This is a genomic window from Kitasatospora sp. NPDC042419 (genome assembly GCF_056437345.1).
Genome location: NZ_JBWKAW010000008.1, coordinates 1 through 26,417, shown reverse-complemented (window position 1 = coordinate 26,417; position 26,417 = coordinate 1). Strand labels below are relative to the sequence as shown.

The 26,417-nt window shown below is 73.8% G+C and carries 21 protein-coding genes and 1 pseudogene; 7 read left to right on the top strand and 15 right to left on the bottom strand.

Annotated features, from left to right (window positions below):
* Positions 1–8 precede the first annotated feature (8 nt).
* Complete coding sequence (locus AC067J_RS17720) at positions 9–1,799, bottom strand: glycoside hydrolase family 35 protein (RefSeq protein ID WP_478300150.1); 1,791 nt, start codon at positions 1,797–1,799, stop codon at positions 9–11.
* Between the two features lie 350 nt (positions 1,800–2,149).
* Here AC067J_RS17720 and AC067J_RS17715 point away from each other — a divergent pair, with 350 nt between their 5' ends.
* Positions 2,150–3,658, top strand: a complete 1,509-nt coding sequence (locus AC067J_RS17715; protein ID WP_478300149.1) for an amidase — start codon at positions 2,150–2,152, stop codon at positions 3,656–3,658.
* Positions 3,659–3,715: 57 nt separating this feature from the next.
* On the opposite strand, the gene AC067J_RS17710 is transcribed toward AC067J_RS17715, so the two are convergent.
* The 5 genes from AC067J_RS17710 to AC067J_RS17690 form a co-directional block, all read right to left on the bottom strand.
* Positions 3,716–5,863: an FUSC family protein gene (locus AC067J_RS17710; protein ID WP_478300147.1), complete on the bottom strand. Its 2,148-nt coding sequence runs from the start codon at positions 5,861–5,863 to the stop codon at positions 3,716–3,718.
* A 194-nt stretch (positions 5,864–6,057) separates the two neighbouring features.
* A complete protein-coding gene (locus AC067J_RS17705) occupies positions 6,058–7,383 on the bottom strand; it encodes an MFS transporter (RefSeq protein WP_478300145.1) in 1,326 nt (441 codons plus the stop codon).
* Positions 7,380–8,111 (bottom strand): ArsR/SmtB family transcription factor, encoded by a 732-nt coding sequence (locus AC067J_RS17700; RefSeq protein ID WP_478300144.1) that lies wholly within the window; start codon positions 8,109–8,111, stop codon positions 7,380–7,382. Before AC067J_RS17700 ends, AC067J_RS17705 begins: the two co-directional genes overlap by 4 nt.
* Positions 8,112–8,212: 101 nt before the next feature.
* Positions 8,213–8,662 carry a MerR family transcriptional regulator gene (locus AC067J_RS17695; protein ID WP_478300142.1) on the bottom strand — a complete coding sequence of 150 codons (450 nt, stop codon included), beginning with the start codon at positions 8,660–8,662 and terminating at the stop codon, positions 8,213–8,215.
* Between the two features lie 32 nt (positions 8,663–8,694).
* On the bottom strand, positions 8,695–9,783 hold the full coding sequence (locus AC067J_RS17690) for an MDR family NADP-dependent oxidoreductase (RefSeq protein WP_478300140.1): 1,089 nt from the start codon (positions 9,781–9,783) through the stop codon (positions 8,695–8,697).
* 386 nt (positions 9,784–10,169) lie between these two features.
* Here AC067J_RS17690 and AC067J_RS17685 point away from each other — a divergent pair, with 386 nt between their 5' ends.
* On the top strand, positions 10,170–10,913 hold the full coding sequence (locus tag AC067J_RS17685; protein WP_478300138.1) for a PIG-L deacetylase family protein: 744 nt from the start codon (positions 10,170–10,172) through the stop codon (positions 10,911–10,913).
* A gap of 26 nt (positions 10,914–10,939) precedes the next feature.
* Here AC067J_RS17685 and AC067J_RS17680 read toward each other — a convergent pair whose 3' ends face one another.
* The 9 genes from AC067J_RS17680 to AC067J_RS17640 form a co-directional block, all read right to left on the bottom strand.
* Positions 10,940–11,773 carry a DedA family protein gene (locus AC067J_RS17680; RefSeq protein ID WP_478300136.1) on the bottom strand — a complete coding sequence of 278 codons (834 nt, stop codon included), beginning with the start codon at positions 11,771–11,773 and terminating at the stop codon, positions 10,940–10,942.
* Positions 11,774–11,820: 47 nt separating this feature from the next.
* Positions 11,821–12,015 (bottom strand): DUF1918 domain-containing protein, encoded by a 195-nt coding sequence (locus AC067J_RS17675; protein ID WP_478300134.1) that lies wholly within the window; start codon positions 12,013–12,015, stop codon positions 11,821–11,823.
* 161 nt (positions 12,016–12,176) lie between these two features.
* On the bottom strand, positions 12,177–12,854 hold the full coding sequence (locus AC067J_RS17670; RefSeq protein ID WP_478300132.1) for a TetR family transcriptional regulator: 678 nt from the start codon (positions 12,852–12,854) through the stop codon (positions 12,177–12,179).
* A 183-nt stretch (positions 12,855–13,037) separates the two neighbouring features.
* Positions 13,038–13,919, bottom strand: coding sequence for a universal stress protein (locus AC067J_RS17665; RefSeq protein WP_478300130.1), 882 nt, complete (start codon positions 13,917–13,919; stop codon positions 13,038–13,040).
* 214 nt (positions 13,920–14,133) lie between these two features.
* Positions 14,134–14,913, bottom strand: coding sequence for a 3-oxoacyl-ACP reductase (locus tag AC067J_RS17660; RefSeq protein ID WP_478300128.1), 780 nt, complete (start codon positions 14,911–14,913; stop codon positions 14,134–14,136).
* Positions 14,910–16,382: an aldehyde dehydrogenase family protein gene (locus AC067J_RS17655; RefSeq protein WP_478300126.1), complete on the bottom strand. Its 1,473-nt coding sequence runs from the start codon at positions 16,380–16,382 to the stop codon at positions 14,910–14,912. The genes AC067J_RS17660 and AC067J_RS17655 overlap by 4 nt, the downstream gene beginning before the upstream one ends.
* Entirely contained in the window at positions 16,379–17,086 is a 708-nt protein-coding gene (locus tag AC067J_RS17650) for a gamma-glutamyl-gamma-aminobutyrate hydrolase family protein (protein WP_478300124.1), read from the bottom strand. The genes AC067J_RS17655 and AC067J_RS17650 overlap by 4 nt, the downstream gene beginning before the upstream one ends.
* On the bottom strand, positions 17,083–18,447 hold the full coding sequence (locus AC067J_RS17645) for a glutamine synthetase family protein (protein WP_478300122.1): 1,365 nt from the start codon (positions 18,445–18,447) through the stop codon (positions 17,083–17,085). Before AC067J_RS17645 ends, AC067J_RS17650 begins: the two co-directional genes overlap by 4 nt.
* Positions 18,444–20,270, bottom strand: coding sequence for an amino acid permease (locus AC067J_RS17640; protein WP_478300120.1), 1,827 nt, complete (start codon positions 20,268–20,270; stop codon positions 18,444–18,446). Before AC067J_RS17640 ends, AC067J_RS17645 begins: the two co-directional genes overlap by 4 nt.
* Positions 20,271–20,463: 193 nt before the next feature.
* Here AC067J_RS17640 and AC067J_RS17635 point away from each other — a divergent pair, with 193 nt between their 5' ends.
* The 5 genes and pseudogenes from AC067J_RS17635 (at position 20,464) to AC067J_RS17615 (ending at position 25,916) form a co-directional block, all read left to right on the top strand.
* Entirely contained in the window at positions 20,464–21,192 is a 729-nt protein-coding gene (locus tag AC067J_RS17635) for a FadR/GntR family transcriptional regulator (RefSeq protein ID WP_478300119.1), read from the top strand.
* Between the two features lie 134 nt (positions 21,193–21,326).
* Positions 21,327–22,541, top strand: a pseudogene (locus AC067J_RS17630) (GH1 family beta-glucosidase); the annotation flags it as partial.
* 65 nt (positions 22,542–22,606) lie between these two features.
* Positions 22,607–24,193 carry a recombinase family protein gene (locus tag AC067J_RS17625; protein ID WP_478300118.1) on the top strand — a complete coding sequence of 529 codons (1,587 nt, stop codon included), beginning with the start codon at positions 22,607–22,609 and terminating at the stop codon, positions 24,191–24,193.
* A gap of 317 nt (positions 24,194–24,510) precedes the next feature.
* Positions 24,511–25,026, top strand: a complete 516-nt coding sequence (locus tag AC067J_RS17620; RefSeq protein WP_478300116.1) for a hypothetical protein — start codon at positions 24,511–24,513, stop codon at positions 25,024–25,026.
* Between the two features lie 269 nt (positions 25,027–25,295).
* On the top strand, positions 25,296–25,916 hold the full coding sequence (locus AC067J_RS17615) for a hypothetical protein (RefSeq protein WP_478300114.1): 621 nt from the start codon (positions 25,296–25,298) through the stop codon (positions 25,914–25,916).
* Positions 25,917–26,417 lie beyond the last annotated feature (501 nt).

Here is a 26,417-nt window from a genome sequence, read left to right as displayed (position 1 = left end):
ACCCGGGGTCAGTAGTCGGCGCTGGGCGCGCGGGTGGTGTCGCCGAGGTCGGGCAGGTCGCGGAGCTCCAGGGCCTCGCCGTGGTGGTCGAGTTCGAGGACGACCAGGGTGTTGCGGCCGGCGCGCCAGAGCGGGCCGGGGGCGTAGAGGGTGCGCTGCGGGCCTTCGTGGGTGTAGCGGCCGAGCAGGAAGCCGTTCAGCCAGAGCAGGCCGCGGCCCCAGCCGGGGAGCGCGACGAAGGCGTCGCCGGGTGCGTCGAGGTCGGTCTCGAAGCGGTGGAATGCCGGGTCGCCGTCGTCCGTCCCGGTGGCCTCCTCGAAGACCAGCGCGTCGAGGTCGGTGAGCGGTAGCGGCCGGATCTCCCAGTCGAAGAGGCGCTGCCGGTCGTGCGAGACGCCGCGGCCGATGCCCTTGCGGTCGTCCAGCTGGGGGCCGTAGTTCGTTCGGCCGAGGGCCTCGACCAGGATGTCCAGGGTGACGCCGGCCGGGCCGGTCTCCAGCGGGAGGGTCCCGCCCGGGGCGTTGCGGTCCAGGACGCCGAGCGGGCGGCCGTCCGCGAAGACCAGGGCGCGGTCGCCGATGCCGTCGATGCGCAGCGGCATGGCGGGGCGCGGCCCCGGGACGCGGGTGCGGTAGTGGATCAGACCGAGGGACTGGCCGAGCTTCTCCATCGGCTCGGGGGCGGCCCGGCGCACCGGGGTGGAGAGGGCGTCCAGCGAGGCCAGCAGGCGGGCCCGGCCGGTCGCGCGGTCCAGTCGGCGCGGGGCCAGCCGGGGCTCGGGGGCGGGGAGTTCGCCGTCGGGCAGCGGCACGTACTTGCCGATCACGGCCCGCAGGGCGTGGAACTTCTCGGTGAGTTCGCCCGCCTCACCGATCGGCGCGTCGTAGTCGTAGCTGGTGACGGTGGGCTCGTACCCCGCGTCGTACGGGTTCGCGCCGGAGTGGTTGGCGCCGGACCAGAAGCCGAAGTTGGTACCGCCGTGCGCCATGTAGAGGTTGACCGAGGCGCCGGTGGCGAGCAGCTCGTCCAGCGAGCGGGCGGACTCCTCGGCGTCCCGGACGTGGTGCGGTTCGCCGATCCGGTCGAACCAGCCGATCCAGAACTCCATCGCGGCGAGCGGCCCCTTGGGCTGCCGGCGGCGGAGCACCTCGAACCGCTCGGGGGCGCGGGAGCCGAAGGTCGCGGTGGCGAGCAGGCCGGGGACCGCCCCGCCCTGCTGCATGTAGTCCTCGGAGCCGTCCGTGGTGAACAGCAGGCAGTCCACGCCGCGGGCGACCAGACCGTCCCGCAGGTGCGCCAGGTAGGCGGCGTCGTTGCCGTAACTGCCGTACTCGTTCTCGACCTGGACCGCGACGACCGGGCCTCCCCGGCCGGCCAGCAGCGGCAGCAGCTCGGGCACCAGCGCGTCGAACCAGCCGTCCACCTCGGCCAGGAAGGCCGGGTCGGAGGTGCGCAGCCGCAGCCCGTCGACGGCGAGCAGCCGGGCGGGCAGGCCGCCGAACTCCCACTCGGCGCAGATGTACGGGCCGGGGCGGAGGATGACGTCCAGGTCGTGCGCCCGGGCCAGTCGGACGAACCGGGCGACGTCCCGCCAGCCGGTGAAGTCCACCTCTCCGGAGGGGAGTTCGTGGAAGTTCCAGGGGATGTAGGTGTCCACGGTGTTGGCGCCGAGGGCGCGCAGGCGGCGCAGCCGGTCGTCCCAGAGGTCCGGGTGGACCCGGAAGTAGTGCAGGGCGCCGGAGACGATGCGGTGCGGTGTGCCGTTGCGGCGGAATCCGGTGTCGTCGTAGTCGAGCATGCGGTGACCAGCTTTCGATGGTGGCGCGGGCTGCCGGGTCGGGTTCAGGCGGTCGGGCCTGGGCAGTCGGAGGGCCGAACGGGTGGTGCGGCAAGATCGTGCCCGCAGCGGGCCCGCCGCCCGGCCGCCGTCCCTCCGCCGCCGATCTCCCGCCGCACCGCCGTCCTTCTCCTGCCGCACTGCCGTCGTCCCTCCGCCGTGGCCTCCCGGGTTCCCCCGTCTGCCCCGGAAGCCGCTCGGGACACCCCCCGGGACGGGGTGTCCCGAGCGGGCGGCCAGGCCTAGACTGCTCACCCCGTGCGGTATTACCGGCGGGTAGGCGCATCGACCGGTAGGGATGGAGAGTCCGGATGGCCGACGAGCGGGTGCACGCGTTCGGGGACGACGCGCTGGGTGGGCACGACGCGGTGGCGCTGGCGGCGCTGGTACGGGCCGGCGAGGTCAGCCCGGCGGAACTGGCGGCGGCCGCCGCGGCGCGCGCCGAGCGGATCGACGGGGCCCTCGCGCCGGTCGCCTTCGCCTCCTACGAGCGGCCGCACACCGGGGCCGGCGCCGACCGGGACGCCCCGCTGTACGGCGTGCCCAGCTACCTCAAGGACAACGTCCACCTGCGCGGCATGCCCACCGGGCAGGGCAGTTCGGCGTTCCGGGCCAAGCCCGCCCGCCGCACCGCCGGCTTCGCCGAGCAGTTCCTGAGCACCGGCCTGTCCGTCCTTGGCAAGACCCGGCTGCCGGAGTTCGGCCTCAACGCCTCGACCGAGTACGCCGAGGCCCGCCCGGTCCGCAACCCGTGGCTGCCCTCGCACTCCCCGGGCGCCTCCTCGGGCGGCTCGGCCGCCCTGGTGGCGGCTGGCGTCGTGCCCATCGCGCACGCCAACGACGGCGGCGGGTCGATCCGGATCCCGGCGGCCTGCTGCGGCCTCGTCGGCCTGAAGCCGACCCGCGGCCGGATGGTCGCCAACGGCCAGGGCCGCCTGCTGCCGATCGACCTGGTCACCGACGGCGTGCTGACCCGCTCCGTCCGTGACACCGCCGCCTTCTTCGCCGCCGCCGAACGCCACCACCGCAACCCCGCGCTGCCGCCGCTCGGCCTGGTCGAGGGCCCCGGTGACCGCCCGCTGCGCGTCGGCCTGGTGATCGACTCCCCGCTGGCCGTCACGGACGCGCCGACCCGCGCCGCGGTCGAGGAGACGGCCGCCCGGCTGGAGTCGATGGGCCATTCGGTCAGCCCGGCCACCCTGCCGTTCGGCGAGGAGTTCTCCCGCGACTTCACGATGTACTGGGGCTACATCGCCTTCCTGATCGCGACCACCGGCAAGCTGATGCTCGACCCCGGCTTCCAGGCCCACAAGCTGGACGGCCTCACCACCGGGCTGCGGCGCAGCTTCCACCGCCAGTTCCGGCACACCCCGGGCGTGCTGCGCCGGCTCCGCCGGGCCGAGCAGGCGTACGCGGGGATGTTCGGCGAGTACGACGTGATCCTCTCGCCGGTGCTGGCGCACGTCGCACCGCCCATCGGACACCTCAGCCCGAACGTCGCGTTCGACGAGTTGATGGCCCGGCTGCTCCGGTACGTCGCGTTCACGCCGCTCAACAACGTCACCGGCGGGCCGGGCATCGCGCTGCCCGCCGGGGCCGCCGCGGACGGGCTGCCGATCGGGGTGCACCTGTCGGCCCCGCACGGCGGGGAGCGGGTGCTGCTGGAGCTGGCGTTCGCGCTGGAGGCGGACCGGCCGTGGCGACGGATCCAGGACGGCGAGGGGCGGCAGGGGCAGGGGCAGGGGCTGGGGCAGGGGCAGCAGCTGCGGGACGGTGTGGGGCGGGAGGAGCAGCGGGTCGACGTGGTCGAGCGGGGCTGAGTCGGGCTGAGCGGGGCTGAGTCGGGCGCGGCCGGCCGGCCCGGCCCGGCCCGGGGCTCAGCTCAGGACCGGGGAGGCGATCGCGCAGGCCGCCCGGACCTCGCGGCGCAGCGGGCCGAGCACGTCGTCCGCCTCGTCCGGCTCGTGCGGCTTGTCCGTCGTGTGCGGTCCGTCCGGACGCTCCGGTTGCTCCGGTGACGCGTCGTCGGGCCGCTCGGGCAGCGCCGTGCCCGTCCGCAGGGCGGTGGCGAGCGCGTCCAGGTCACGGGTGATCGCCCCGACACCCTCCGCGGGCGGCGTCGGCACGCCGTGCTCGACCCGGACCCGGGTGGCCGTGGTGGCCTCCACCACCCGCTCGACGGCGATCACCAGCGGCCACCAGGCGGCCGCCCGCGTCGCGGTGGGCGGCGGCTCGGTGAGCGCCCGCTGGAACTCGGAGCGGACCGCCGAGAGGTCCCGGTAGAGCCGTCGACGGTGGCGCAGCCGGGACGTCTGGTCGCGCCCGGGCGCGGCGGTGAAGGCCAGCGCCACGTACGCGGCGGTGTCCGAGACCGCGTCGGCCAGCCGGTCCCCGATCCGGGTGTGCCAGGACTCGGGCCAGCACAGGTAGCCCGCGACCAGTACGATCCCGCAGCCGATCAGCGAGTCGTAGAGCCGGGGCAGCACCAGCCGGAAGCCCTGGTGGTTCAGCAGGTCGGAGAGGAGCAGGATGACCGGGGTGATGGCCGCCGTCTGGAACGCGTAGCCCTTCGCGGAGACGGCCGGGATCAGCGTCGCCAGCAGCGCCATGGTCGGCACGTCCCACCAGCCGATCGGCACCTCGGCGAGCACCGGGATGGCGATCAGCAGCCCGGCGGCCGTACCGAGGGCGCGCAGCACGGCCCGTGAGAACACCGAGCCGAAGTCGGGCTTGAGGACGAAGGTCACGGTCAGCGCCACCCAGTAGGAGCGGGGGACGGGGAGTACCGAGACCACCGCCTGGGCCAGGCCGATGCAGAGGGCCAGCCGCAGCCCGTACCGCCAGGACGCGCCGGACAGCAGTGCCGCCCGGGCCGTGCGCCTGACCCGCATCCGCGGGGCGGCGGGGTGGCCGAGCGGGTCGGGGCGGCGGTGGGGGGCGTGAAGGACGGGACCGTGAACGACGGGACCGTGCGGGTCGGGACCGTGGGGGTCGGGCGGGCTGTGCGGATCCGGTGAGCTGGGCGGGTGCGGGTGCGGGTGCGGGTGGCGGTGCGGCGTGTGCGGGTCGGGCACGGGCTCGGCGACGACGGCGGCCGCGTACCGCAGCGCCTGGTCGAGCGCCCGCTCCGAGGGGCCGGTCGGCGGTGGCAGGTCCAGGTCGGGCGGCGTGGCGACGGAGCCCAGCCCGACCGCATCGGCCAGGTCCAGGACCGCCGCCGGGTACGCCTCCGGCAGCGGTCCGAGCCGGGCCGGGCGCAGCTTGGCGGCGGAGGCCGCCTCGACGATCGGGATCACCGCGTTGAGCCGGGCGACCAGCCGGGCCAGGCCCGGGGAGCGGCCGTGCCGCCGGGTGCGGTGGGTGAGCAGCAGGTCGTACGAGCTGTTGAGCGACTGGGTGACGGCCTGCCGCCGTTCGTCGTGCGCGGGGCTGCCGGCGGCGCGCAGGAAGCCGGCGACGGTCCGGTACGTGTCGGCGACCGCCTCCCGCTCCGGCACGCCGCCGCGCAGCGGCCAGGCGAACAGCGTGAGCACCAGGACCACCAGCCCGCCGAGGCTGAGCAGCACCGGCGCCTTCCACCAGGGCTGCGGCATCGGCAGGCCGGCGCCGACGACCGCGTTGAGCAGGAGCAGCAGCCCCGAGACGGAGGCGACCGCGCCGATCGAGGAGATCATCCCGGAGACCAGGGCGACCAGCGTCAGCACCACGACCGCCGGCCAGCCCTCGCCGTACACCAGGGTGCCGAGGGTGACCCCGACCGCGCCGAAGAGCTGGGGCACGGCGATGTTGAAGACCCGCATCCGGTACGCGTCGGCGGTGTCGCCGATGACGGCGGACAGCGCGCCCATCGAGACCAGGGCGCCGTACTCGGGCCGGTCGGTCGCGAAGCCGACGGCGAGCGGCGCGGAGAGCGCGACCGAGGCGCGGGCCACCGCGGCCCAGGGCACCGGTGCGGGGTGCGGGCGCAGCCCCGCGGTCAGCCAGCTGGGAGGGGTGAGCCGGGCGGCCCTGGTGCGCCGTGCCATGCAGCCAACCTACGACCCGTCGGCGGGCGGGGCCCGGCGGCACGGCTGGGGCGCTCGCTTGGCTGGGCGCTCGCAGGGGTGGTGCGCTCGCACGGGTGGTGGCGGCGGCTCGTCGGTGGTGGTGATGGTGCCGTGGCGTGCTGGGCGGCCCGCCGTCCGCCCCCGGCTCGCGGGTGGGACGTGCGGGCCGGTGGTCAGTTCGCCGACGTCGGCAGGGCGGGCTCCTGGCCCGGTCCGGCCGCCGCCCCCGGCTCGGTGCCGGCCCCGTCGGCGGGACGGCGCCCGGTGGGGAGGTCGCGGACGCGGCCGACCGGGGACAGGAGCAGGATCAGGGCGGCCAGGGGCACGCCGGCCGTGGCGATCCACATCGCCGGGCGCAGGCCGAGGGTGGTGCCGAGGACGCCGGCCAGGACGGCGCCGAGCGGGAGGGTGCCGAAGTTGAGGACGGCGGCGCTGGCGGTGAGCCGGCCGAGCAGCTCGGGCGGGCAGTAGCGCTGCTGGAAGCCGGACTTGAGGACGTTCCCGGCCACCACCCCCGCCGAGACGCTGAACCCGCCCACCGCGTAGCAGAGGACGCCCGCACCGCCGCTGGTGAGGGGGATGAGCAGGGCGAGCGCGGGCAGGCCGAGTTCGAAGAGGACCATCGCCCGGGCGGTGCCCATCCGGGCGCCGACCCGGCGGGCGGCGAACGCCCCCGCGACGCCGCCGCTCCCGGCGGCCGCGACCAGCCCGCCGACCGTGCCGGCGTCGAGCCCGACCTCGCGCACCAGGAAGGCCACCTGGATCGACTGGTACCCCATCAGCGCCAGGTTGGAGGACGCGCCGAACAGCGTCAGGGCGCGCAGCCAGCGGTCGCCGGCGACCAACCGCAGACCCTCGGCGACCTCGCGGCCGAGCGCCCGTTCGGCGGTCCGCGCCGCCGGCTTCTCGCGGTGCCGGATCCGGCCCAGGCAGAGCAGCGAGACGAGGAAGGTCGCGGCGTTGGCGAGCATGCCGTTGGCGGCGCCGGCCAGCTGGGCGATCAGGCCGCCGGAGCCCATGCCGACGATCTGCGCGGCCGAGGCGCTGCCGTGGAGCTTCGCGTTGCCCTCGGGCTGGTCGGCGGGGGCGAGCAGGTCGGGCAGGTAGGCGGTGTAGGCGGTCTGGAAGAAGACGGCGGCGGTGCCGGTGAGCAGCGCGACGGCCAGCAGCAGGCCGGTGCTCAGCAGGCCGGCCCACCCGGCGAGCGGGACGGCCGTGAACAGGACCAGTGAGACGGCCGCGGCGGCCAGCATGACGGGGCGGCGGGGTAACCGGTCGACCCACACCCCGGCCGGCAGGCCGACCACCAGCCACGGCGCCCAGGCGGCGGCGCTGAGCAGGCCGATCTCGAAGGTGGAGGCGTGCAGTTCGGTGACGGCGATCAGCGGCATCGCCACGCCGGTCACGGAGGCGCCGAACTTGCCGGCGGTCTCGCCGCACCAGAGCAGTCGGAAGTCCCGGTGGCGGCGGAGCAGTCCGCCGCGGGGCTGGTGGCTCATCGGGAGTCTCCCCGGGTGTCGTGGACGGCCTTCCCGGTGCGGTCCGCTCCGGTGCCGCCCCCGCCGGTGCGGTCCGCTTCGGTGCCGCCCCCGTCGTGCGGACGGCGGGGGAAGGACTGGAGCTGGACGACGATCGGCAGCGCCCCGGGGTCGGGCGTGGCGCCCGGGGCGGGGGCGTGCCGTTCGATGACGGCGGTCAACTCGTCGTTGAGTGACTGGAGTTGGGCCGGGTTGAGGCGCAGGTGGCTCCAGTCCGAGATGGTGCCGACGTTGCGCCACTCGTCCGGCCAGTCCTCCGAGAGGTACGCGTCGACCCGGCTGAACAGGTGCCGGACCAGCTCCTGCAGGTAGACCGAGAGCGGGCCGTGGCTGTCCGGGTCGTGGCGGAAGTCGGCGGCGTCGAGCCGGTTGGAGACGGGGACGCGCCGCCACCAGCGTTCGCGCTTGGTGCCGCGGCCGGTCTCCTCCTCGATGAACCCGTGTTCGGCGAGGTGGCGCAGGTGCCAGCTGACGGTTCCGGTGTTCTCGCCGAGCCGCTCGGCGAGCAGGGTCGCGGTGGCCGGGCCGTCGAGGTTCAGCAGCTCGAAGATCCGCATCCGCAGCGGGTGGGCCAGTCCGCGCAGGCTGCGGGCGTCGAGGCGGCGGTGCGGGCGCTGCGCCGGGGCGGCGGGCGCGGCGGGCGCGGTCGGGGCGGCGGGTTCGGGGGCGTCGGAGTGCTCGGTGGGCATGCCGGAATTCTAGGATGCAGAGACTTCTCTGCATAGGGATGTCTGCAGAGAAGTCTCTGTAAGTTGCGGGTGGGTGGGCGGGCGCGGTCGAACCTGCCGGATCAGTGGGCCGGGTGCCCGGTCACCGCGTCAGACGGGACGTCGTCCCCGTCCTGGCCGGGCAGCGGCCCGCTCGCGCCGTGCGTCCGCGCGTGCCGCGCCAGGCTGTCCCGCAGCCGCGTCAGCCGGCGGATCTCGGCGTCCAGCGCGGCCAGACGCTCCTGGACGACCGGGGTGAAGGTGTCGGGCCCGTGGTCACCGGTGGACGCGCAACTGCGCGGCGGGTCCTCGGTCAGCAGGGCCAGCCGGTGCGCCTTGCGGGCCAGGTCCTCGACGGTCAGCCCGAGCGCCAGCAGCTCGCGGATCGCCCGCACCCGGGCCACCTCCTCCGGCCCGTACCTCCGCTGGCCGGAGGCGGTCCGCGCGGGCGGTGGCAGCAGCCCGCGCTCCTCGTAGAACCGCAGTGCCCTGGGCGTCGTGCCCGCCGCCGCCGCGGCGTCCCCGATCCTCATGCGCGTCCGTCCTCCCGCTCACGTTCACACCGTCACCAGGCGGCCTGTACCTCGACGATCGTCGCGCCGAAGATGCCCTCGCCGCCGAACAGTCGGGGCAACGCCGAGGGCGCCCGTTCGATGCCCGACACGACCGTCGTCGGCACGACGAGTTCCCCGGAACGCAGCCAGGCACCGAGGCGCTGCCGCCACTCGGCCTCCAGGTCCGGGTACTGCATCCCGCTGACCCCGTACACGGTCACGCCCTTGGTGAGCAGCCGGAAGGTGTCGACCACGGCCGGCGAGCTGCCGCCGCGCCGGTCCGGGGAGAACTGCCCCGACAGCGCCCCGACCAGCGCGAACCGGGCGCCCGGGCGGGCCGCGTCGACGGCGGCGGTGAGCTGCTCGCCGCCGACCAGGTCGAGCAGCACGTCGATGCCGTCCGGGGCGGCCGCCGCCAGTTGCTCGGCGATCGTCCCGAAGCCGGAGCCGTTCCCGGAGCCGTCCCGGGAGCCGTCCCCGGGGTCGCGCACGAGGACCGCGTCGTAGCCGAGTTCCCCGGTCAGCCGCTTCGCCTTGGCCGGGGAGCCGGTGGTGCCGATCACCCGCGAGGCCCCCAGCAGCCGGGCCACCTGCCCGGCCACCGTGCCGACCGCGCCCGCCGCGCCGGTGACCAGCACGACGTCCCCGGCCCGGACCTCGGCCGCACGGGTCAGCGCGCCGTACCCGGCCGAGGCGGGGGAGAGCAGCGCGAACGGGTCCGGGAGGCGGTCGTCCACGCGGGTGAACGAGGCGGCGTCGGCCACCGCGAGGTCCCGCCAGCCCTGCAGGTGGGTGACCAGGTCGCCCGGGCGGAGCGGTGCGTCGCCCGGCTGGTCCGGGCCCACCGCCAGGACGTCGGCCAGTGCCGGACCGAACAGCGCCTGACCCGGACCGATGGTCGGCAGCGGGGTGTCCGTCAGCTCGCCGCCGATCAGGGTGCGCAGGCCGGGGAAGACCAGGAAGGCCCGGTTGCGCACCAGCGCCTGACCCGGGCCCGGGGCGGCCAGCGGCGTTTCGGCCAGCGCGAAGTGCTCGGGGCCGGGGAGGCCGGCGGGCGCGGAGACGAGCCGCACCTCGCGGGCGGTGGTGGGGAGGGACATGGCGGACTCCGGGAGTGACGGCGCGGCGGCCGGTCCGCCGCGCAGGTGCCGGGACGGTAACCCTTGACGCGCGGGTCAGGGGCAAGTCTGCCGGTCCGTCACCGTCCCACCGGTGACCGGCTCGTCCGGCGTCCGACGTCCGGACGGCACCTCGGCCCGCCCTCGGCCTGCGCCTGTCCCGTCGTCGGCCCGCCTCCGCCCCTTCTGCCCGCCGCTCGCCCGTCTGCGGCTCCTCCGTCCGCCGCTCGCCCGTCTGCGGCTCCTCCGTCCGCCGTAGTCGGCCCCCGGCCGGTCCGATGATCTTCTAGAGTCGCCTCCGGTGCGACCGTACGACCGCACCGGGCGCGTCCCTGCGCACACCTGCACCACGGAGAGGCGGCACCACCATGAGCGAGCAGCAGGCACCCGAGCCCTTCGAGCCCGTCGTCGAGGACTGGCAGACCGCCCTGGTGGTCGTCGCCCACCCCGACGACATGGAGTACGGCGGCGCCGCCGCCGTCGCCCGCTGGACGGCACAGGGCAAGAAGGTCGTCTACGTCATGGTCACCAGCGGCGAGGCCGGGATCGACACGATGGCCCCCGAGGAGTGCGGCCCGCTGCGCGAGGCCGAGCAGATCGCCTCCGCCGCCCTGGTCGGCGTGGACACCGTCGAGTTCCTCGGCCACCAGGACGGAGTGGTCGAGTACGGGGTGCCGCTGCGCCGCGACATCGCCCGTGCCGTCCGCCGCCACCGCCCGGACATCGTCATCACCAGCAACTTCCGTGACACGTACGGCGGCACCTTCCTCAACCAGGCCGACCACATCGCCGTCGGCCGGGCCACCCTGGACGGGGTGCGGGACGCGGGCAACCGCTGGGTCTTCCGCGAGCTGACCGCCGAGGGCCACGAGCCGTGGAACGAGGTCCGGCAGATCTGGGCCGTGGCCTCGCCGGAGTCGCGGCACGCGGTCGACACCACCGACCACTTCGACGCCGGCGTCGCCTCGCTGGAGGCTCACAAGGCGTACCTGGCGGGGCTGGGCGGCTCGATGGCCGATGCGCGCGGCTTCCTGGAGGGCTTCGGGCGGGCGGCCGGCACCCGGCTCGGCACGCGGTTCGCCGTGCCGTTCGAGGTCTTCCCGCTGCGCTAGCCGGAGGCGGGCCCCGTCGGGGCCGGTCAGTCCTCGGGCTGTTCGGTCTGCGCGGGGCTGCTGCCGTTCTCGGTGCCGTCGTTGTCGTCGTCGCCGTGACCGTCGCGGCCCCTGTCGCGGCCCTTGTCGTGGCCGTCCTCGTGCCCGTCGCCGTCGCCGGGCCCGTCCGCGCCGTCGCTGCTCCGCCTACGCCGTCCGCGTCGGCGGAGCAGCCCGTGCAGCACGAGCGCGGCGACGGCCAGCCCGAGCCCGACCAGCAGCCAGAGCTGGTACCGCACCGCCGTCCGGTAGACCCCGCCGATGTTGGCGCCGGCGAGGTAGCCGAAGGTGGACCACACGCCCACCCAGAGCGCGGCGCCGAGCAGGTTGAACGGCTGGAAGCGGCGCCACGGCATGCCGGTGGTGCCGGCGATGATGCCGTTGGTCTGCCGCAGCCCGTCGACGAACCGCGCGACGGTCACCACCTTGCCGCCGTGCCGGGCGAAGAACCCGTCCGCGCGCGCCATCCGGGCCGGCGTGAGCAGCACGTACGGGCCCCAGCGGTGGACGAAGGCACGCCCGCCGGTGGCGCCGATCAGATGGCCCAGGCTGTTGCCGACGACGGCCGCCGAGAAGGCGATCGCCACCACGGCGGCGAAGCTCAGGTGCCCGGTGCCGGCGTAGACGGAGGCCAGCACCAGGATGGTCTGACCCGGCGCCGGGATCCCGCAGTTGTCGAGCAGCACGAACAGCGCCACCGCCGGGTAGCCGTACTGCTCCAGCAGCGGCGCGAGTGCGGCGAGCGGCCCGGGCAGCGCGGGGTCGGCCGCGGCGAGGGCGGCCGCGGCGGCGAGCGGGACGGACGGGGACGCGGACGGCACGACTCACCGCCCCGGGCCGCGGCGGCGCGGGGCGGCGGCCGCTGGGGTCAGTGGATCGCCTTGCGGGGTTCGATGTTGCAGTCGGGGCCGGGGTAGATCAGGCCCGTGTGGCCGTCTTCGAAGCGGACCACGTACGGCGGCTGGCCGTCCTGGCCGCGCACCTCGACGATCTCGCCCTTCTGGTCGACCATGCCCACCGCTCGGCTGTGGACGTGGAGCTGGTCACCTACCGCTGCGTGCATGGTCATGCTCCTCGGGTAGCGGTGGCCGCGTGGGCGGCCGTTCTGCCTTCCACTGTGCTGCGGGGGCGGTCCGCCCGCAACGCCGCGCCGCGGCCCCGCGGCGTGTTCGGCGGGCTCGGCCGCCGGGGTCGCCGCCGGGCCCGGCCGCCGGCACCCGCCGCTCAGCGGGCGCCGAGGTGCTCCGCGAGGTAGCAGCGGACCAGCCGCTTGCACTCGGCGATCATCGCCGGGTCGCCGTCCGGATCCCCGCGGAACGCGAGCTTCAGCACCGCGTCCGCCGCCTCCAGCGCCACCCGCAGGCCCAGCGTCAGCGCCGCCGGGTCGGCCGCCGCGAACAGTTCGCCGCCGAGCGCCTGGAGACGGAGCGCGACCGCGCTGTTGTTGTCCAGGTCGGCGTCCAGCAGGTGCCGGTCGTCCCGGACGCCGACCGGCACGGCCGCCCCGGCCAGCCCGAAGTCCACCTGACCGAAGCCCGGCACGCTCCGCTTCATCGCGACGAACTCCTCCACCGCGAGGTCGGTGAACCCGGCCGGCCCGGTGGGCGTCCCGGCCCGCAGCCGGGTGTCGAGGCGGTGGAGGTACCGGTCGAGGTTCCGGCCGGCCAGCGCCGCCAGCAGGTCCTCCTTGCCCGCGAAGAACTGGTACAGCGTGCCGATCGGCACCCCGGCCCGGTGGGCCACCTCCTTGGTGGTGAGCGCGGTGGGCCCGGCCTCGTCGAGCAGCGCGGCGCAGGCGTCGAGGATTCGCTCGTACCGCTCCTGGCTGCGCTGCTGCACCGGCCGCCGGCGGCCGGCACCGGTCCGGCCCGGCGCCTGGTGACTCCTCGTGTCCGCGCTCATGGGGCCACTGTGCCGCATCCGGCGCGCGCCGGGCGAATCATCGGCGCGAGTGGAACGCGCGACTGCCCGATCGCCACGCGCTCCCCTGCCGCGCCCCCGCGGTCCCGGCGCCGTCGGCCCGGCGGGCCCGCTCGGCCCCGGTGCGGCGCCGCCACCTCGGGCCGAGGGGACCGTCGGGGTCGCTCAGTGACCGCCGTCCGGGGGAGGCGGCACGGTGACGACCGGGCAGTGGGCGCGGTGCAGCAGGCCGTGCGGGACCGACCCGAGCCGCATGCCGGTGAAACCGCCCCGCCCACGGCGCCCCACCACGACGGCGAGCGCGTGCTCGGAGGCCTTGGCCAGCTCCTCGACGGGGTGGCCGCGGATCACCTCGTGCGTCGCCGGCGTGGCGTCGGGGCGCACCGAACGGCGCCCGGCCGTGGCCTCGTCCAGCAGCCGCTGCAGGGTCCGGACGGCCTCGTCCTCGTCGACCCGCCGGATCAGGTGGGACTGCCACGTCCAGACGGCGTGCAACGCGGCTCCGCGCCGCTCGGCGAGGTCGAAGGCGAAGTCCACGGCCGCGGCCGAGGACGGGCTGCCGTCCACGCCCACCACCACGTGCGGGGTGTCGTGCGCGGAGTGCTCGGGCTCGCGGACGACGACCACCGGGCAGTGGGCCTGGGCGCTCACCGGGACGGTCACCGAGGAGGTGCTGAGCACCTCCTCCAGCCGGCTCAGGCGGCGCGACCCGAGGACGACGAGTTCGGCGCGGGCGGACTCCCGGCAGAGGACCAGGGCCGGGACGCCGTCCAGGGCGACCGCGGACACCGGCAGCCCGGGGCGCTGCCGGCGGGCGAGCTCGGAGGCCTGCTCCAGTGCCTCGTCGCCGCGTTCGCGCAGTTCCTTGTGGTAGCTGCCGCCCGCGAGGACGCGCACGTCGTGGGGGAGCGGCGGAAGGGCGTGCACCATCCGCAGCGGGAGTCCGCGGCGGTCCGCCTCGTCGGCGGCCCAGGCCAGCGCCGCGGGCTCCGGGGCGACGGCGTCCACACCGAGGACGATCGGATGGCGCTCGCTGGCGGATGTCATGGTTCCTCCACCGGATCGGAAGGCCGGGCGGACGGCGCCGACGAGCCGTCCGGCGACGCGCGCCCCGCACTCCCATGGCACCACGTTCCGCGCGGCCCTGCCGGTCCACCCGGTACCCGCACCGTCGCGGCCGCGCGGCCGGCGCGGCCGGCGCGGCAGGTGGGGCCGGCGGGGGCCGGCGCGCGCAGGACGCCGGCCCCCGCCCCCGCCGTCGCTACGACCACTCCGGGGTGACGTACGCCCCGGAGATCCCGCCGTCCACCAGGAAGGTGTTGGCGGTCATGAACGAGGAGTCGTCGCTGGCCAGGAAGGCGACGGCGGCGGCGATCTCCTGTGGTTCCGCGAACCGGCCGAGCGGGATGTGCACGAGCCGGCGGGCGGCCCGCTCCGGGTCCTTGGCGAACAGCTCCTGCAGCAGCGGGGTGTTGACCGGCCCCGGGCAGAGCGCGTTGACCCGGATGCCCTCCCGGGCGAACTGCACGCCCAGCTCGCGGGACATCGCCAGCACGCCGCCCTTGGAGGCGCTGTAGGAGATCTGCGAGGTCGCCGCGCCCATCACCGCGACGAACGACGCGGTGTTGATGATCGACCCCTTGCCCTGCCGCCGCATGTGCCCGATGGCGTACTTGCAGCACAGGTACACGCTGGTCAGGTTGACGTCCTGGACCCGCTTCCAGGCGTCCAGCCCGGTGGTCAGGATGGAGTCGTCGTCGGGCGGCGAGATCCCGGCGTTGTTGAAGGCGATGTCGAGCCGGCCGTAGTGGTCGACGGCCTGCTGGAACATGGCCTCGACGGCGGCCTCGTCGGTGACGTCGGCCCGCACGAACAGGCCGCCGACCTCCTGGGCCGCCCTGTTCCCGCTCTCCTCGTCCAGGTCCACGCACACCACCTGGGCGCCCTCGGCGGCGAACCGCCTGGCGGTCGCCAGGCCGATCCCGCTGCCCGCGCCGGTGATGACGGCCACCCGGCCGTCGAGTCGCTGGGTCGTGCTCATCGTTCCTCCGTGGAGATGAAGACGTTCTTGGTCTGGGTGAAGGCGTCGAGGGCGTCCGGGCCGAGCTCGCGGCCCAGTCCGGACTGTTTGAACCCGCCGAACGGGGTCGAATAGCGCACCGAGGAGTGCGAGTTGACGGACAGGTTGCCGGCCTCCACCGCGCGGGAGACCCGCAGCGCCCGGCCGACGTCCTGCGTCCAGATCGAACCGGAGAGGCCGTACTCGGTGGAGTTGGCGATCCGTACCGCCTCCTCCTCGCCGCGGAACGGGACCACCGTGACGACCGGGCCGAAGACCTCCTCGGTGAAGGCCCGGTCGTCGTGCCGCACGGGCGCCAGCACGGTCGGCGGGTACCAGAAGCCCGGACCGTCGGGGGCGGTCCCGCGGATCGCCACCGCCGAGTCGTCGGGGACGTACGACGCCACCCGGTCCCGGTGGGCCGCCGAGATCAGCGGCCCCATCTCGGTCCGCGGGTCGGCCGGGTCGCCGACCCGCACCCCGCGCACGGCGGACTCCAGCAGTGCCATGAACTCGTCGTGCACGGACTCCTCGACCAGGATCCGCGAGCGTGCGCAGCAGTCCTGTCCGGCGTTGTCGAAGACCGCGTAGGGCGCGGTGGCGGCGGCCCGGGCCACGTCCGCGTCGGCGAACACGATGTTGGCGCTCTTGCCGCCGAGTTCGAGGGTGACCGGTTTGACCTGGGCCGCGCAGCCCGCCAGCACGGCCCTGCCGACGGCGGTGGACCCGGTGAAGACGACCTTGCGGACGTCGGGGTGGGTGACGAAGCGCTGTCCGACCACCGTGCCGCGGCCGGGCAGGACCTGCAGGACGCCCTCGGGCAGGCCCGCCTGCAGGGCGAGTTCACCCAGGCGCAGCGCGGTGAGCGGGGTGAGCTCGGCCGGTTTGACGATGACGGTGTTGCCGGCCGCGAGCGCCGGGGCGAGGGCCCAGGCCGCGATCGGCATCGGGAAGTTCCACGGCACGATGACACCGACCACGCCAAGGGGCTCCTGGAAGGTGACGTCCAGGCCGCCGGCGACCGGGATCTGCCGGCCGAACAGCCGCTCGGGGGCGGCGGCGTAGTACTCGATCACGTCCCGGGCGTTGCCGGCCTCCCAGCGGGCGTTGCCCACGGTGTGCCCGGCGTTGGCGACCTCCAGGGCGGCCAGGTGCTCCAGGTCGGAGTCGACGGCGGCGGCGAACGCGCGCAGCAGCCGGGCCCGGTCGGCGGGGGCGACGGTGCGCCAGGTCTCGAAGGCGGTCCGGGCCCGCGCGATCGCGGCGTCGGTCTCGGCGAGCGAGGCCAGTCCGACGGTGGCGATCACCTCCTCGGTCGCCGGGTTGACCACCTGCTGGTGGTCGGGTCCGGGCGTCCCGTGGTGGTCGGGTCCGGGCGTCCCGTGGTCGTCGGGTCGGCGCCTCCCGTGGTCGTCGGGTCCGGTCCTCCGGTGGTGGTCGGGTCCGGTCATCTGACTGCTGCCTCCTTGCGGCAGGCCGCGGTGAACGCCTCGAACAGCCGAGGGTCCTCCGGGTCGGTCTCGGGGTGCCACTGGACGGCCACGGTGAAGGCCCGGCCGTCCAGTTCGAGTGCCTCGACACTCTCGTCGGTGCTCCAGGCGGTGGCCCGCAGGCCGGCGCCGGTCCGGCCGACCGCCTGGTGGTGGTAGCAGGAGACCCGTGCCGCGGGCCCGAGGATCCCGCCGAGGAGGCTCCCGGAGCGGATCGTCACGTCCTGCCGGACGAAGCCGGCCGGCAGGGTCCGGTGGCTCCCCTCCGGCAGGTGCTGGACCAGGTCGCCGCCGAGTGCGACGTTGAGCAGCTGCAGGCCGCGGCAGACGCCGAGGACGGGCAGGTCGCGGTCGAGCGCCGCCGCCAGGAGGTCCAGCTCCCAGCGGTCCCGGTGCGGTTGGGGCCGTCCGGTGCACGGGTGGGGGAGGGCTCCGTAGCGGGCCGGGTCGATGTCGGCGCCGCCCGCGAGCAGCAGCCCGTCGAGCGCGCCGATCAGGCGTCCGACGCCGCCGCCCCGGTGGGGCGGGAGCAGGACGGGGGTGCCCCCGGCCCGGGAGACGGCGTCCAGGTAGGTCTGCGGCAGGACGGCGGCGTTCTGCCGCCAGACGCCCCAGGCCGCCTCCTCCAGGTAGCCGGTGATGCCGATCAGCGGGTGCGCGGTCACAGCCGCTCGAATCCGCGGCGCCGCTCCCAGTCGGTCACCGTCGCGTCGTAGGACGCCAGTTCGGTCCGGCCGGCGTGGGCGTAGTGCCGCACGACGTCGGCGCCGAAGGCCTTCTCGGCGGCTTCGCTGCGCTCGAACGCCTCCACCGCGTCGCGCAGCGTCGACGGCACCCGCGGTGCGTCGGAGGCGTACGCGTTGCCGCTCTGCTCCGCCTCCAGCGGCAGCCGGTGCTCGATCCCGTACAGGCCGGCCGCGATCAGCGCGGCGACCGCGAGGTACGGGTTGACGTCCCCGCCGGGGACCCGGTTCTCGAACCTCAGCGACGGGCCGTGACCGACCACCCGCAGCGCGCAGGTGCGGTTGTCGCGGCCCCAGGCGATGGCGGTCGGGGCGAAGCTGCCCGGCGCGTACCGCTTGTAGGCGTTCACGGTGGGGGCGAGCAGCAGCGAGAAGTCCGCCAGGCAGGCGAGCTGGCCGGCCAGGAAGTGCTCCATGGCGGGGGAGAAGCCGTGCGGGCCGTCGCCCGGCATCACCGGCCGGCCCCGGTCGTCGCGCAGGCTGAGGTGGATGTGGCAGGAGTTGCCCTCGCGCTCGTTGTACTTGGCCATGAACGTGAGGCTGACCCCCTCCTGCGCGGCGATCTCCTTGGCACCGGTCTTGTAGACGGTGTGGTCGTCGCAGGTGGTGAGCGCCTCGCCGTACTTGAAGGCGATCTCGTGCTGGCCCGGATTGCACTCCCCCTTGGCGGACTCCACCGTGAGCCCGGCGCCCGCCATGCTGTTGCGCAGCCGCCGCAGCAGCGGCTCGATCCGCGAGGTGCCGAGGATGGAGTAGTCGACGTTGTACTGGTTGACCGGGGTGAGCCCGTGGTACGCCTTGTCCCAGGCCTGCTCGTAGCTGTCCCGGAAGACGATGAACTCCAGCTCGGTGCCGACGTACGCGTGCCAGCCGTGGTCGGCCAGCCGGTCCAGTTGGCGCCGCAGGATCTGCCGCGGGGAGACGTCGACCGGGCTGCCGTCGTGATGGTGCACGTCGCACTGGACCATGACGGTGGCGGGGTGCCAGGGGACGGCCCGCAGGGTGTCGAGGTCGGGGGTGAGGACGAGGTCCCCGTACCCGCTGTCCCAGGACGAGATCCGGTAGCCGTCCACGGTGTTCATGTCGACGTCGACGGCGAGCAGGTACCCGCAGCCCTCGGCCGCGTCGGGGACGACGTCGCGGAGGAAGTGCTCGGCGGCGATCCGCTTGCCCTGCAGGCGGCCCTGCATGTCGGTCATGGCCAGGACGACGGTGTCGACGCTGCCTTCGGCGACCAGCGATTCCAGCCGGTCGAGGGTGAGCCGGGGCGCGGTCGCGGTCATCGGGTCTCCGATTCGTCGGCGGGGGAGGGCTCCCGGTCCGGCAGTTCCCGGCTGCCGGCGGTGGGAGTGTCGTGGCGGCGGGGGCCGGTGGCGGCGGCGTCGAGGGGCCGGCCGGCGGTGGCGGTGGTCGTGGCCGTGGCTGTGGCTGTGGCGCTGGCCGTGGTGGCGAGGGGCGGGCCGGCGGCTGCGGCGGCGTCGTGGATCCGGGGGCCGGTGAACCAGTGCCGGGCGGAGGCCAGCCACCAGAGGCCGGCGAACCCGAGCACCACCGCGACCGCCACGGGGGTGTAGTTGAAGTCGGCCGCGGTGACGGGGCTGACGGTGGGCAGCATGAACAGCACGGTGATCACGGCCGTCCAGCCCACCGCGACGCCGCCGACGACCCCGCTCCAGCGGCCGAGGTGCCAGGGGCCGCGGGGGAACTCCCGGCCCTGCCGCAGCCGCAGGAACACCGGGATCACGTAGGAGAGGTAGAGGCCGATCACCGAGATCGAGGTGACGGCGGTGTAGGCGGTGGTGTTCCACAGGGCCGGCAGCCCGAGCAGCAGGGCGCCGCCGGTGGCCAGCCAGACGGCGCTGGTGGGGGTCTGGGTGCGGGGGTCGATCCGGTGCCAGATGCGGGAGCCGGGCAGCGCGCCGTCCCGCGAGAAGGCGTAGATCATACGGGAGTTGGCGGTGACCGAGGCCATGCCGCAGAAGAACTGGGCGCCGATCACGATCAGCAGGAGCAGCTTGGCCCCGGTCGGGCCGATCGCGTCGATGAAGATCTGCGCGGGTGGGACGCCGGTGCTGGTGTCGAGCGCCCCGGCGTAGTCCTGGATGGCGAAGGTGATGCCGAGCAGGAGGATCCAGCCGGCCACCAGCGAGACCAGGATGGCGTTGACGATGCCGCGCGGGCCGGAGCGGGCGGCGTCGTGGGTCTCCTCGGTCATGTGCGCGGAGGCGTCGTAGCCGGTCAGGGTGTACTGGGCGAGCAGCAGACCGAGCATGCCGACGTAGAAGCCGTTCCGGAAACCGGTGTTGTTGACGAACTCGGTGAACACGAAGGACGCCGGGGCGTGGCGGTCGGGCAGCAGGGTGAGCGCGCCCACGATCACCGCCACGCCGAGCAGGTGCCACCAGACGCTGACGGTGTTGAAGAGGGCCACCAGCCGGACGCCCCGGGTGTTGAGCAGCCCGTGCAGCAGCAGGATCACCGCGAAGATCTCCACGGTGTGGCCGGGGGTGGCGGCGAAGCCGAACTGGAGGTCGAGGAAGGCGTTGGTGAAGAAGGCCGCCCCGTAGTCGACGCCCGCGGTGACGGCCACCTGGCCCATGAAGTTGAACCAGCCGGTGAACCAGGAGGCGGCGGGCCCCTTGCGGCGGGCCAGTTGGGCGGCCCAGTAGTAGAGCCCGCCCGCGGTCGGGTAGCTGGAGCAGATCTCCGCCATCGCGAGGCCGACGCAGAGGGTCATCAGGCCGACCAGCGGCCAGCCCCAGGTGATCATGGCGGGGCCGCCGGTGTTCATGCCCATCCCGTAGAGGGTGAGGCAGCCGGAGAGGACCGAGACGATGGAGAAGGAGACCGCGAAGTTGGAGAAGCCCGACATCGAGCGGGCCAGCTCCTGGGTGTAGCCGAGCTCGCGCAGCCGCTGTTCGTCGCGGGACAGCGCGGAGGCGGGGGGTGTGGCGTCGGGGGGTGCGGCGTCGGGGGGTGTGGCGTCGGGCGCCGTGCCGGAAACGGTCGTGGAACCGGCGGGAAACAGTGGACTGGCAGGCTGATCGGCCGGGCCGGCGCTCGGGCCGGCGGCCGGACGGGAGCCGGCCCTTTCTTCGGATGTCATGCACACCCCTGGGGAATGAGGCGGGGGAGCGGGGATCGGCACGCGTCCACGTCGTCATGGTGCGGCGCCCTTGCGCTCAATGGTCTGAAAGCAGACCATTGAAGCCGTGTGCAGCATCGTTCACCCGTGGCCGCCCCGCCGTCAAGAGCACTCCCCCGACCGGCTCCGATACGCCCCCGGGTACGATCACCCCGTGGAGGCACAGGTGGACCGGCAGCTCGACAGCGTCTTCCGACCCGTCCGCACCGGCAACGCCTTCGAGGAGACCGTCGAGCGGATCCTCCAGGCGATCAAGCTCGGCGTGGTCGGCCACGGCGACCGGCTCCCCGCCGAACGCGACCTCGCCGCCCGGCTGAACGTCAGCCGCGAAACCCTGCGCGAGGCCCTCCGCTCACTCCAGCAGGCCGGCTGGGTCGAGGCCCGCCGCGGCCGCTACGGCGGCACCTTCGTCACCTACCGGCTGCCCGCCCCCGACGTCGGCGAACTGCGCCGCGCCGCGCGGGACCTCGGCGCGGAACTGGAGGACGCGCTCGCCCTGCGCCTCGTCCTGGAGACCGGCGCGGCCGAGCTCGCCGCCCGCCGCGAACTGACCGGGGACCAGCAGGCCTACCTGCGGCAGCGGCTCGCCGACGCGGACGGCGCGAGCCCCGACGAGTACCGGCAGTGCGACTCCCGCTTCCACCTGGCGATCGGCGAACTCACCGGCTCGCCCTCGCTCGCCGCCGGCATCGCCGAGGCCCGGATCCGGCTCAACGACCTCCTCAACGCCATCCCGATGCTCGGTCGCAACATCGAGCACGCCTCCGACCAGCACCGCGCGATGACCCGGGCCATCCTGGCGGGCGACGCCGCGGCCGCCCGCCGGGCCACCGAGGAGCACCTGGAGGCGACCGCCGCACTGCTGCGGGCCTTTCTCGGCTGAACGATCTGCGGGTGGCGGTCTGCGGCTCGCGTTCGGCGTCTGGCAATTCGGCGCCGCTTCACTAACATGAGTACCACTCATGTTCTTGCGCCGCCGTCCACCGCCACCAGCCGCCGTCCGCAGGGAGCCGAACCATGCCGAGCCGACTCGACCTCCCGGCGGGCTTCCGCTGGGGAGCCTCCACCGCCGCCCACCAGATCGAAGGAGCCGTCGACGAGGACGGCCGCGGGGCCTCCGTCTGGGACGTGTTCGCCGCCAGGCCCGGGGCCGTCCGCGACGGCCACACCGGGGCGGTGGCCTGCGACCACTACCACCGCTACCCCGAGGACATCGCCCTGATGCAGGGCCTCGGACTGGACGGCTACCGCTTCTCCGTCGCCTGGCCGCGCATCCAGCCCACCGGCGCGGGCCCGGCCAACCCCGCCGGCCTCGCCTTCTACGACCGGCTGACCGACGCCCTGCTCGAAGCCGGCATCACCCCGCTGCCCACCCTCTTCCACTGGGACCTGCCCCAGGCCCTGGAGGACGCCGACGGCTGGCTGAACCGCGACACCGCGCACCGCTTCGCCGAGTACACCGCGATCGTCGCCGACCGCCTCGGCGACCGGATCCCCGCCTGGATCACCCTCAACGAGCCCTTCGTGCACATGGTCTACGGCTACGCCCTCGGCATCCACGCCCCCGGCCGCGCCCTGATGCTCGACGCCCTGCCGGTGGCCCACCACCAGCTGCTCGCCCACGGCCTGGCGGCCTCGGCGCTCCACGAGCGCGGCCTGGACGTCCTGATCGCCAACAACCTCACCCCCGTGTGGCCCGCCTCGTCCGCCGCCGCCGACCTCGCCGCCGCCCAGGCCTACGACGCCCTCCACAACCGCCTGTTCACCGACCCCCTCCTCCTCGGCCGCTACCCCGACCTCTCCGCCTACGGCGTCGGCCCCGACCTCGGCGGCAGCGTCCGCGACGGCGACCTGAAGCTGATCGCCGCCACCCCGCTCGCCGGCCTCGGCGTCAACTACTACAACCCCACCCGCATCGCCGCCCCGACCGACCCCGGCCTCCCCTTCGCCGAAGCCCCGATCGAGGGCGTCCCCCGCACCGCCTTCGACTGGCCCGTCGTCCCCGACGGCCTCCGCGAACTCCTCACCAGCCTCCGCGACCGCTACGGCGCCGCCCTCCCGCCCGTCACCGTCACCGAGAATGGCTGCTCCACCGCCGAGGGCACCGACGACCCCGACCGCATCACCTACCTCGCCACCCACCTCGACGCCCTGGCCGAAGCCGCCGCCGAAGGCGTCGACGTCCGCGGCTACTACACCTGGTCGCTGCTCGACAACTACGAATGGGCCGAAGCCCGTCGAACGTACTGTCATTCGACGGCCGCGCCCAGTCGCGGTCCTCCCGGAGGATCCGGTCCATGCCCGCGTACCACCACGAACCACCGATGCAGCACCCGTCGACAGACCCGGCCGAGTGGCCGGAGATCGACCTCTACCTCCGCAAGTCCAAGGTCGTCCGGGACGGCGACAAGCGGGACATCACGTCCATCCGTGCCCAGGAGTCCGAGGGCCGTGAGTGGGCAGCGCGGAACCACTACCGCGTCCGGAAGGTCTGGGTCGACAATCTCTCCGCCTGGTCGGACGTTGCCCGCCCCGGATTCGACAACGCCCTCGCGGCCGTCCTCGACGACCAGGTGCCCGCCCTCTGGTGCTTCGCGCTCGACCGCTTCACCCGCAAGGGCATCGACGACATCGGACCGGTACTGGGCAAGGCCCGGGTCATCTTCCACTGGGAACGGCTCGACAGCTCCGACCCCAACGACCGCCGATGGATCATCGACCGGGCGGAGCAGGCGCGGGAGTACTCGGAGCGGCTCAGCTACAACATCAGGGTCACCAAGAAGAACCAGCTCAAGAACGGCCAGTGGTCGAGCCGCCCTCCGTACGGCACCGAGGCCACCAAGGACCGCAAGCTGACAAACGGGACGCTCTGGCCGGTCGTCCTGCACATCTTCCGCAGCCTCGCCGACGGCATCAGCGCACGCTTGCTCTGCAAGGCGCTGAACTCCGGGCCGAGCCCCGTCCTCTCACCCTCGGGCGGCGAATGGGGTGTGTCGACGATCTCCTACATGATCCACAACCCTCTCTACGAGGGCTGGCAGACGATCAAGCACCCCAATGACCCGCGAACCCCCATCCCTTACCGGGACGAGAACGGGGAACGCGTGCGGGTGTGGGTCGACGGTTCCGAGTCGATCCCGCACGAACTCGCCGTTCGTGCGCGGCAGATGCTCACCGCTGGCAACTTCCCGAACCGTGAGTCCGTGGACAACCGGAAGCAGCACCTGCTCACCGACACCACCCGGTGCGCCGGCTGCCGCGGCGCCGCGTCGGCCGATGGCCGGAACCACCTCTGCAACCGCCACAAGGCCGGCCAGAATTGCCTCGCGCCGGTCTCCGCGAGCCGGAAGCTCCTGGAGGACTGGGTGGTCGAGGCCTGGTTCTCCAGGCTGAACGGTGCCGACATCGACGACCCCCTGCTGGTCATCGCCGCAGAGCGGTGGACCGGCTACCAGCAGCCGGAGAACGCCGCGAAGCTCGCCGACGCGGTCGCCGGCCTCGCGTCCGCCGAGGGCGCCGTCCGCCGCCTGGCCAAGCAGCAGGCCGACGGGTTCTTCGACCCGCCCTTCGATGCCCACCTCCCCAAGCTGCAGGCAGAGGCCCGGGCAGCTCTGCTCACCGCGAAGGAGAAGGTGGCCGCCGCCACCCCCAAGCAACTCGACGTCACCTGGCTGCTGGAGGACGCGAGCATCCGCAAGGCCTGGAACGGCGCCGGACACGAGCTCCGAAGGGAGCTGATCAGGCTCCTCGTACGACGTGTGGTCGTCTCCAAGGGGCGCCGAGGGGTTCCGTTCGACGGCGCGGCCCGCATCGAGGTCCACTGGCTCGACGAGCCGGACCCATGGGCCGACGAGGCGGAGCCAGTACTGGTGGGCGGCCGCTGAGGACTGCTGCGGCCCGGGCAGGCTGGGCTGTTGACCTGTCCGGGCCCTCTGCGGACCGGGCAGGCCACCTTACTGATGACGCCGGGCCGCACCAAGCCATCGTTGCCGAGGACCCTAAGGAAGCCCTGCTCCACGGAATCCCGGAGGCCGCATTGTCCCCAGCAGTCACCTCACCTCTCGTAACTTGTGTCGTGCGGGATATGGCATCCCTCGGCAATCGGGACCTGGGACCAGCCGTAGGTCGGTTCCACCTTGGCGGACCCTTGAACGGGGCGGCAACCGGAGGAGGGTGGCTGGTCTCCACGTCGTCGAAGGAGGTGGCAGGGGACCTGACCCGGCTGCTGGACCTGGCTCCCGAGCCGAATACTTCGGATGTCCGAGGGATCCATGAAATCGACACCCACCGGACCGAGTTCCCGATCTCGCTCGACGGGCCGCTCTCTCTTTCCTACCGGCTGCGCACGCGGGGCCGCAACGGCATTCAGGTCTGTGACGGTACTCGCCAGTTCGAGCCGGCGAGTACCGCGGGAGCCGCGTGCAGCTGCCCCTCCACCTGGGGCGAACGGCGTGCGCTGTCACGGGCGGGGCGAGGACCGAAGCCGGAGATCACTGTGAGGTTCAGGTTGGTCGAAGAGCCGACGATCGGGAACTTCGACCTCATGTCGTCCTCATGGGTACTGATGGAGGATGCCGAAGCCGTGGCGGCCGCTCTGAGCACAAGGGGTTCGACGGCAGCGGTTCTGCGCATCGATCGGCCTGCAGTGACTACCCCGCACGGGGTCGAGATCGTTGGCCGCCGTCCGAGGCTCCAACTGCAGGCTGATGGTCTGTGACCTCGCCAGCGATGCCTTCGATGCTCGGGCACGGAGTCGCAGCCTCGGCAGCGAACCTGTCGGGCGACGTGCGTCAGCACGGTTTCCCAATCTAGCTCCGGTCACCCGACGGCCGCTGGGAGAGTCGCGAATGCGTGAATCCCTACTGCCTACGGAGTGAAATGCCGGACAATGCCTCTCCCAGCCCCTTCCCGGCGCAGCACGCGGTGGGGCCGTGCCCGCCGGCGGCCCCGGAAAGCTCTCCGCCGAGTGCCCAACCGTGCACCGAGATGCCCGGTTGCATCGTCGATCACGCGGACCCGGCCAGCTTCGTAGTCCCCTGCACTCAGTTCGACCACCATGGCCCCGAACACACGATTCACGGCCCCCTCGGACGCCCGGTCTTCACGATCCGCCGCACATGGCTCGCAGATGACGACTGCGAGCCGATCATCGAAGGCTGGGGCCACGGCAACGACCTGGAGTTGAATCAGAACGAGGCCCGCGAGTTCGCCCGACAGCTGCGCTACCAGGCCAACCGGATCGACGAAGAAGCCGACCGTCTCGCTGCCGTCGGATCCCTGCGAGCCGACAACGGCTGCAGCGCTCATCCGTGGTGCGAGAAGGGCGGTGAATCGCACTCGGACTGCGAAAGTGTAGAGATCGCCCTGGAGACCGTCGACTCCCGCAACCCTGGCTGCGGCAAGCCGTATCTCAGCGCACGCCTGGCAACCTACGACGGCGTACCCACCTGCGGAATGCTGCTCGACACCTGGACGGATCTCAGCGCTGCCGACCTCCGCCAGGTGATCGACGACATTGGGACCTACCTCCCGAAGCTGAGGATCCTCGCCGCACGGCTCGCCGAGGCCGAAGCCGGGACCGAAACTGCTCAAGATAGCTCAGCCTGAGCGACCAGCCATTGGGAGGTGGTCGAGCGCTGCCAGTGCGGAGTAGGTGGATTGACACCCTCCGCAGCGTTGGCCGGTACGGCCGGGCGTGCTGGAGCGCTTCCCGGGGCACGTTCTCCTGCCACACCCACCGGCTCATCGCGGGTCCGGAGCGTAGGCGCTGCGCGCGCCCGGGTATCGGCAACTGGCCCTCGGGACGATGGCCATCTGGGGCTCCGGGTCGGTTGTGTTGACCTGGGTCTCCATGCTGTCTGGCGGGCTGCCGTTCAGCTCGACCGTCACCGTCGCCCTGTGTGGGCAGTCGCGACATATTGGTCGGCGGAACCGGATTCTCCGGTCCGGTCCCGCCGACCGTTCCTGTCGGCGCCTGTCTGCGGCCAGCCGCGCGGTCGGCGGATGCGGCCTCAGAAGCCGTTGTCTTTCCGAGAGTGATTGGTGCGTTTCCGCTGGTCAGGCATAGGGTCGGTGCTTCGGCGGCAGAGACGGGGTGTCGTGTCGTCT

What these genes read in the sequence shown, in the direction of transcription:
- AC067J_RS17655 (WP_478300126.1), bottom strand. Translation starts at nt 16,382, where the DNA reads ATGACCGGACCCGACCACCACCGGAGGACCGGACCCGACGACCACGGG.
- AC067J_RS17665 (WP_478300130.1), bottom strand. Translation starts at nt 13,919, where the DNA reads ATGACATCCGCCAGCGAGCGCCATCCGATCGTCCTCGGTGTGGACGCC.
- AC067J_RS17615 (WP_478300114.1), top strand. Translation starts at nt 25,296, where the DNA reads ATGCCCGGTTGCATCGTCGATCACGCGGACCCGGCCAGCTTCGTAGTC.
- AC067J_RS17715 (WP_478300149.1), top strand. Translation starts at nt 2,150, where the DNA reads ATGGCCGACGAGCGGGTGCACGCGTTCGGGGACGACGCGCTGGGTGGG.
- AC067J_RS17645 (WP_478300122.1), bottom strand. Translation starts at nt 18,447, where the DNA reads ATGACCGCGACCGCGCCCCGGCTCACCCTCGACCGGCTGGAATCGCTG.
- AC067J_RS17675 (WP_478300134.1), bottom strand. Translation starts at nt 12,015, where the DNA reads ATGCACGCAGCGGTAGGTGACCAGCTCCACGTCCACAGCCGAGCGGTG.
- AC067J_RS17670 (WP_478300132.1), bottom strand. Translation starts at nt 12,854, where the DNA reads ATGAGCGCGGACACGAGGAGTCACCAGGCGCCGGGCCGGACCGGTGCC.
- AC067J_RS17660 (WP_478300128.1), bottom strand. Translation starts at nt 14,913, where the DNA reads ATGAGCACGACCCAGCGACTCGACGGCCGGGTGGCCGTCATCACCGGC.
- AC067J_RS17640 (WP_478300120.1), bottom strand. Translation starts at nt 20,270, where the DNA reads ATGACATCCGAAGAAAGGGCCGGCTCCCGTCCGGCCGCCGGCCCGAGC.
- AC067J_RS17710 (WP_478300147.1), bottom strand. Translation starts at nt 5,863, where the DNA reads ATGGCACGGCGCACCAGGGCCGCCCGGCTCACCCCTCCCAGCTGGCTG.
- AC067J_RS17700 (WP_478300144.1), bottom strand. Translation starts at nt 8,111, where the DNA reads ATGCCCACCGAGCACTCCGACGCCCCCGAACCCGCCGCCCCGACCGCG.
- AC067J_RS17685 (WP_478300138.1), top strand. Translation starts at nt 10,170, where the DNA reads ATGAGCGAGCAGCAGGCACCCGAGCCCTTCGAGCCCGTCGTCGAGGAC.
- AC067J_RS17720 (WP_478300150.1), bottom strand. Translation starts at nt 1,799, where the DNA reads ATGCTCGACTACGACGACACCGGATTCCGCCGCAACGGCACACCGCAC.
- AC067J_RS17695 (WP_478300142.1), bottom strand. Translation starts at nt 8,662, where the DNA reads ATGAGGATCGGGGACGCCGCGGCGGCGGCGGGCACGACGCCCAGGGCA.
- AC067J_RS17705 (WP_478300145.1), bottom strand. Translation starts at nt 7,383, where the DNA reads ATGAGCCACCAGCCCCGCGGCGGACTGCTCCGCCGCCACCGGGACTTC.
- AC067J_RS17625 (WP_478300118.1), top strand. Translation starts at nt 22,607, where the DNA reads ATGCCCGCGTACCACCACGAACCACCGATGCAGCACCCGTCGACAGAC.
- AC067J_RS17690 (WP_478300140.1), bottom strand. Translation starts at nt 9,783, where the DNA reads ATGTCCCTCCCCACCACCGCCCGCGAGGTGCGGCTCGTCTCCGCGCCC.